Source organism: Phaeobacter sp. (assembly GCF_022825805.1).
Lineage (GTDB): Bacteria > Pseudomonadota > Alphaproteobacteria > Rhodobacterales > Rhodobacteraceae > Phaeobacter.
In genome coordinates, this window is the sequence record NZ_JAJDWC010000116.1 from 1 (window position 1) to 5,394 (window position 5,394).

Sequence of the window (5,394 nt, forward strand, 5' to 3'; positions counted from 1 at the left end):
CACCACCGCCCGCACCAAAGCGACGCGGCCGACCACCAAAAAAGGAGAAACTGATCGCAACAACCGGCTGATCACCGAGACCAGAAAGTGGGGAATTTTACTTCGCCACTTTTGGGGATTTTTGAAACGGCATTTACAGCGAGGTTCATAGGTCTCTGGGCAAGGACAGGGTGCCACCGCAGGAGGGGTCACTGCAGGAGGGCGCTGGCGCACGGGATTTTGCCAATCCCCCCGTCCCGGAAAGCCCGGCGGTTCCTGCACGTATAACTGCACAGGATCAGGCACTGGCGTTGCAACTGGCCGTGGCGGTCAGTGTTCACGTGCCGCGTGATGATCCGATTCACAAGGGGGATCTGCCGCAGGAGATCGCTCAGTTGCTTTCGGGCTCGGACCGGAATGACGCGGATCCGGCAAGTCGGCTTGCCCATATTGCGGCGCGGGATGATCTTGACCCGGCCGGAAAGGCTTTACTCGGGGCTCTGCGCACAGCGTTTGAAGCGGGGCCGCTTGAAGATCATGACAAGCTTGTGGATGCCCGCAACCATGTGCTGGGGGCGCTGACCGCATCGGATCGACCGGTATCTCCACCGGCCGCGGTGATCGCCTGGATGAGCCAGCGCTTCACCCACTCGGAAGTCTGGGCGATGTGCTCAACGCAAGCGCCCTGGCCGAAGAGCCTGCCCGCGCTGGATACAAAGACGTGGATCGATCTGACGAGCTACCTAGCTGCGGAGATTACCGCGCGCAGCGCTCAACCGGAAACACACACATCACAAAAGGCAGCAGAAGCAGAGGAGAACAACAGGGAGGAAGGACAAATGGATATACGTGCCCGGGAACAGGCGATTGGCAAGCTCATGACAGGCACCGCCGGGGCGGAAACCTTCGAGAAACTGACGGATGCGTTCAGTTTTACGGAATTGCAGGCGTTGACAAACCCTGAACTGGTACTGCCGGAGAGCCTGCCTGCTCTGACGGCGTCGGATCGTCAGACCATCGCTGCCGCCATCAAGGCGGGACCGCCCTGGCGCGAAGACAGCGGGGGTGGCAGGCGTGGCGGCGCACCGCGCTTCCTGCCCGACCCGAAATATGACGGGCGCGCCCTTCAACTGGCTGCCGCGATCACCGAACGGGTGGACTTTGAAAACCCAGTGCATAGGCGCCAGGACCTGGTCTCCGATATCCGGGGGCTTCTGCGCGCGGCCGATGCTGTGAAGACCCTGCAGGAGGACAAAGTTACCGCCTTGATGAAAGAGCTCACCGATGCCCGCGTCATGTTGGATGCCAAGCTGGCGCTGGCGCATGAGGTGGTGGCAGACGATCCTCGTGGTCCGAAGGCGCGAATACTTCTGGTTGGAAATTTCTTGAGAGACGTTGGTGATCGAAACGAAGATGGCCGTCATCCTTTGACGTTCCAGCACAAGGAGGTGAAGGATGCCTATGACCGACTTGTATCGACGTGGGTGGCGCAGGCGCTTTCACAAAACCCTGCCCCCACTGACGCGGAGCGTTCGGTGGCCCGGATCGCCAATCTGCCGAACCTGCCCGCAAGCACGGGGGAGCTCATCGAAGCTCTCAAATATGTGTTCAGGGAAGGGTCCCTCAAGCCGGTTGATGAAGTGGTGAAGGACCGTGACGCGCTGCTGACCGAGATTGCGGCAACAACGGAGCGGCCAAAGGAAGCATCCGAGCATATGGAAAAAATCTACCAGGTGTTCACGCACCGCGAAGTGGTGGCGCTGGCGCGGGGAGACCGGTATTTGCCCGGCACCCTGCCTGCGCTCGACGAGCAGCAGAAAATCGCCGTGAAGAAAGGGCTTGCCATGATCACGAGCCACTCCAGCGTTCTCTACAATACATGGGCCTGGGGCAAGGGAGCCAAGGCGCTGGAGAACGGGCTGCATCCAGGTCGCGCGCAGTCCCGATCACGGGGCAGGGGGCTGGGTATGTAACTGGCCATACAGCATGTTAGTGACATCCCGGGATTCGGATACACTGCCCCAAAACCACAAAGGACGAGAAGGCACAGTATGGCACCCAATGATGAACGCGTGAAGGATGACGACTTGGAACCAGGCAAGACGCCCGCATTCCGGTCCCGCCGGTCTGATGTGTCAAACCCAGCGGACATACTGGATACGCTTGATCACAAGCGCAAGATACTGGTTGACGCTCTGGATGGAATGTACAGCCTGGAAGAACGAGTGGATCTGGTCATGACCGATATTCTCGAAACCGGTGGATCTTGGCAAGCAGGTGGATCGGGAGATGTTCCCCCGCGCACCTGCTTCATTGAACTCCAGATACATGATATCACCGCCCGTGGCATGGATATCGGACAAGCCATCGCCAATTGGGTGGCCGCTGCCCGACGTATAATCGAAGGGCGCGGAGAAGATTTGTGACATGTCCGCTATGCCGGTTCAATGGTCCTCCGGGTTGGATAGGTGTGCGGCGAGCGGGGTCGAATGAGGTTCCCTGAAATGGGTAGACTGTTTCCTCTTTTACCTCGCATTCCTCTCCGCCCTGAAGAACGGGGTGTCCAGCGAGGTAAAAGAGGAAAGACGGTCAAGGACAGAACGAATGATTGGACTTGTTGAACAAATTGGTCTCGCACTGATGGTTGTTGTGATCATGCTTGGGATGGGCGCAACCATCGAAATATCACATATAAGAAAAGTCATAATCACACCTAAGCCATTTCTTGTAGGGCTCGTGTGCCAATTTGGTCTGATGCCACTTCTCGCCTTCGGGTTGGCAGGTTTTTTCGACTTTTCAGCGGCAATCGCGCTTTCCTTGATCATGGTTGGGGCCACGCCAGGAGGAACGACATCCAATCTCTATACATATTATGCAAAAGGGGATGTCGCGCTGAGCGTATCGATGACAGTTGCCTCTACTATCGCAGCAATCATAATGATGCCTTTATCGATTGCTCTTTATGCGAGCCAATATAACAGGGACAATCTACACATGCCTTTGGCAAATATCGTAGTGACGCTTGTTTTGGTATTGGTCCCCGTATCGCTCGGAGCTGTAGTACTGTGGCGCAGTAAACGGTGGGCAAACGGTCTCGAAAGAGCAAGCAGCCTTGCGGGCCTTCTTCTAATCGTCGTGCTCATCGTCAAATTCCTGCTTGAGAACGCTGAACTGTTTCTATTAGCATCCCAAAAGGTAATAGTCGCTGCTGTCCTACTCGGGCTCGCAGGTTTCTTATTGGGATACCTGTTCGCAAGGCTTTTCGGGTTAAGTCCAAAGAGCTCTAGAACGGTTTCGCTTGAGACAGGGATCCAAAATACCCCGCTGACGATCGCAATAATTTCACTTAGCTTTACTTCAGCTGTTGAACTGGAAGAAATGCTTCTCTTTCCAACTTTCTACGCGTTCTTCATTGTGATCACATCGGGAGTTGTTGCTTTGGGTTACCGATTATTATCTTTAGATTTGAGAACCTGAAGTGCCGCTTGTAAGACAAGGTCCGCGTGTTCATGCTTAACCTAACAGCTGTATTTTCAGCCAGTCTGAGAAGTCCAATTTTGGGCTCTGTTGCAAACTTTATTACTGGCCGCAGTTGTCCCTCCATTGGACATACTTATGCTGCGGCTTTGAAATGCTCTCCGATCAGCGTCATTGCCTCGGTCATGACACATGGCCCGACACCGAAGGCGCGTTGGATCATGCGTTTCTCGCCAATCAGGTCGCGGGTCAGGTTGAAGGCGCGGCCCTGGCCTTCCCGCAATATCCATCGTCGGATCCTCGATACACTTTCCATCAATAACACCTGCTCTTTCCTCCGCACAATTTTGCGCGGACACTAGACGATTACAGGTGGGTTAATTTTACTCGCTCATTACCCACCTAAGTGGGTCAATTTTGCATGCCGATTCACAGCTTACGCTGCCATGCGCCTCGACAACGGTCTGGAAAGGCGTTCTGTCGCAAAACATTTTACCCTGATGAGTGCGCTCGTGGTTGTAGTGATGCAGCCAGTCGTCCAGATCGGCTTGCAGCATGTCGATGCTGTCGTAGAGCTTCTTGCGGAACGCGACCTGATAAAACACCTAATTCAACTGCCTTTGCCACAGCCTGAACTCTGTTTGTTGCGTCTAGTTTGCTCATAGCATATCGGAGATACTGATTTACTGTGCCCTCTGCAATTTCAAGTATCTGAGAGGTTTCCCAAGACGTTTTGCCCTGCGCCGCCCAAAGAATGACATCTCTTTCCCGCTGCGTCAGTCGAGTTTGACTATCGAGTTGCGAAGCTCTGATACAATAGGACATCGCAATGTAGTTAAGTTCTGTCCGGTGGGCTGCAAACGCTCGCTTCCATTCACGTGTGGAACCGTCACTTGCGATGGAAAATACCGCTTGTCCGGTACGCGTCCCAAAGGTCAATACCGCCCCTTGCTTTGGAACGCCATAGCTTGCCGCCAGATCGAAGAACTCCTTGTTTTTTGAACAATCCATATCTGACGACCAGCAGGACAAAACGCTTTGCTTCTGGCCCAATGCGACTACAGGATCGATCTCATGCAGTGCATTTTCCGAATAGTGATTGAGCCAACCTTTGTCATAAGTCGTAACGATGTTGCTGTTGCCGTAGAGATCAGTCTTGACATAAGAAACGTCAGTGATCCCAAGCGGTATCAGAAATGCCTGACAACACCGCAGTAGCGCATCGGCATCTGGAACTGTCGAGACTTCATCCTTACACCAGTCAACAATATTGCGCATGTTGTTTCCACGATAATTTACTTTGCGATAATAAATAGATCTCGGGAATTGTGAATTCAACTATGAGTGGTGGACGGTGGCAACTTATCGCTGAGGCCATCTTTCATGCTGCTGGGCTGCATACCCAAGTTCGTAGGCACATCAAATGCACTGGCAACTGTCGTTAGTCCGGTATCTGTGCAAATGGGCTGGCCAATACGTCTTGCTTGCCACCCGCAGGTGCGCAAGATGCGCTCCATCATTAAGTCATGGACACCGATCAATGTGCGGACCTTTTGTTTCGTCATGCAGATGGACAATGCTTCCAACAGCGTTCGCGTCACAGCGTTTGGCGTGATAACAGCCTTACTGCGCAGCACAGCATCAGAATCGACACAAAATCGCGACACCTCCATGATGTCATCAGCAGCAGGTAAAGATGATTGGGCGAATATCTCAGGAAAAACATCGCGAAACATCGTTGGACCTAATGACGGTAGAATCCGCAATGAACCCAATACACGGCCTTCCATGTGTACCACCCTTACCACCCTTCAAAATTTCATACCTGATTTGACGTTTGCCTGATCTATGTGATTCAAGGAGTCTCCACTATTGTGATTGGAGGCTGTTTTGGCGGGGAACAATTGTTTTTCAAAGCTTTATTCGAGGGTTGAGACT

Annotated in this window: 5 protein-coding genes and 2 pseudogenes; 3 read left to right on the forward strand and 4 right to left on the reverse strand. The window is 53.5% G+C overall.

Annotation, left to right across the window (positions count from 1 at the left end; all coding sequences use genetic code 11):
- Positions 1-170: 170 nt before the first annotated feature.
- The 3 genes from Q0C28_RS13100 to Q0C28_RS13110 all read left to right on the forward strand — a co-directional run bounded on the left by Q0C28_RS13100 (position 171) and on the right by Q0C28_RS13110 (position 3,456).
- Entirely contained in the window at positions 171-1,952 is a 1,782-nt protein-coding gene (locus tag Q0C28_RS13100) for a hypothetical protein (protein ID WP_293576492.1), read from the forward strand.
- Positions 1,953-2,030: 78 nt separating this feature from the next.
- Positions 2,031-2,405: a hypothetical protein gene (locus tag Q0C28_RS13105; protein WP_293576493.1), complete on the forward strand. Its 375-nt coding sequence runs from the start codon at positions 2,031-2,033 to the stop codon at positions 2,403-2,405.
- Positions 2,406-2,583: 178 nt separating this feature from the next.
- Positions 2,584-3,456: a bile acid:sodium symporter gene (locus Q0C28_RS13110; protein ID WP_293576495.1), complete on the forward strand. Its 873-nt coding sequence runs from the start codon at positions 2,584-2,586 to the stop codon at positions 3,454-3,456.
- A 136-nt stretch (positions 3,457-3,592) separates the two neighbouring features.
- Here the strand turns inward: Q0C28_RS13110 and Q0C28_RS13115 are convergent, their stop codons facing one another.
- The 4 genes and pseudogenes from Q0C28_RS13115 to Q0C28_RS13130 form a co-directional block, all read right to left on the reverse strand.
- A complete protein-coding gene (locus Q0C28_RS13115; RefSeq protein WP_293576497.1) occupies positions 3,593-3,772 on the reverse strand; it encodes a hypothetical protein in 180 nt (59 codons plus the stop codon).
- Positions 3,773-3,839: 67 nt separating this feature from the next.
- Positions 3,840-4,058: pseudogene (locus Q0C28_RS13120) on the reverse strand (hypothetical protein); the annotation flags it as partial.
- Positions 4,059-4,083: 25 nt separating this feature from the next.
- Positions 4,084-4,734: pseudogene (locus Q0C28_RS13125) on the reverse strand (autoinducer binding domain-containing protein); the annotation flags it as partial.
- 56 nt (positions 4,735-4,790) lie between these two features.
- The gene (locus Q0C28_RS13130) at positions 4,791-5,246 is read right to left on the reverse strand and encodes an acyl-homoserine-lactone synthase (RefSeq protein ID WP_293576499.1); all 456 of its coding nucleotides are present in this window, start codon (positions 5,244-5,246) and stop codon (positions 4,791-4,793) included.
- Positions 5,247-5,394: the final 148 nt, after the last annotated feature.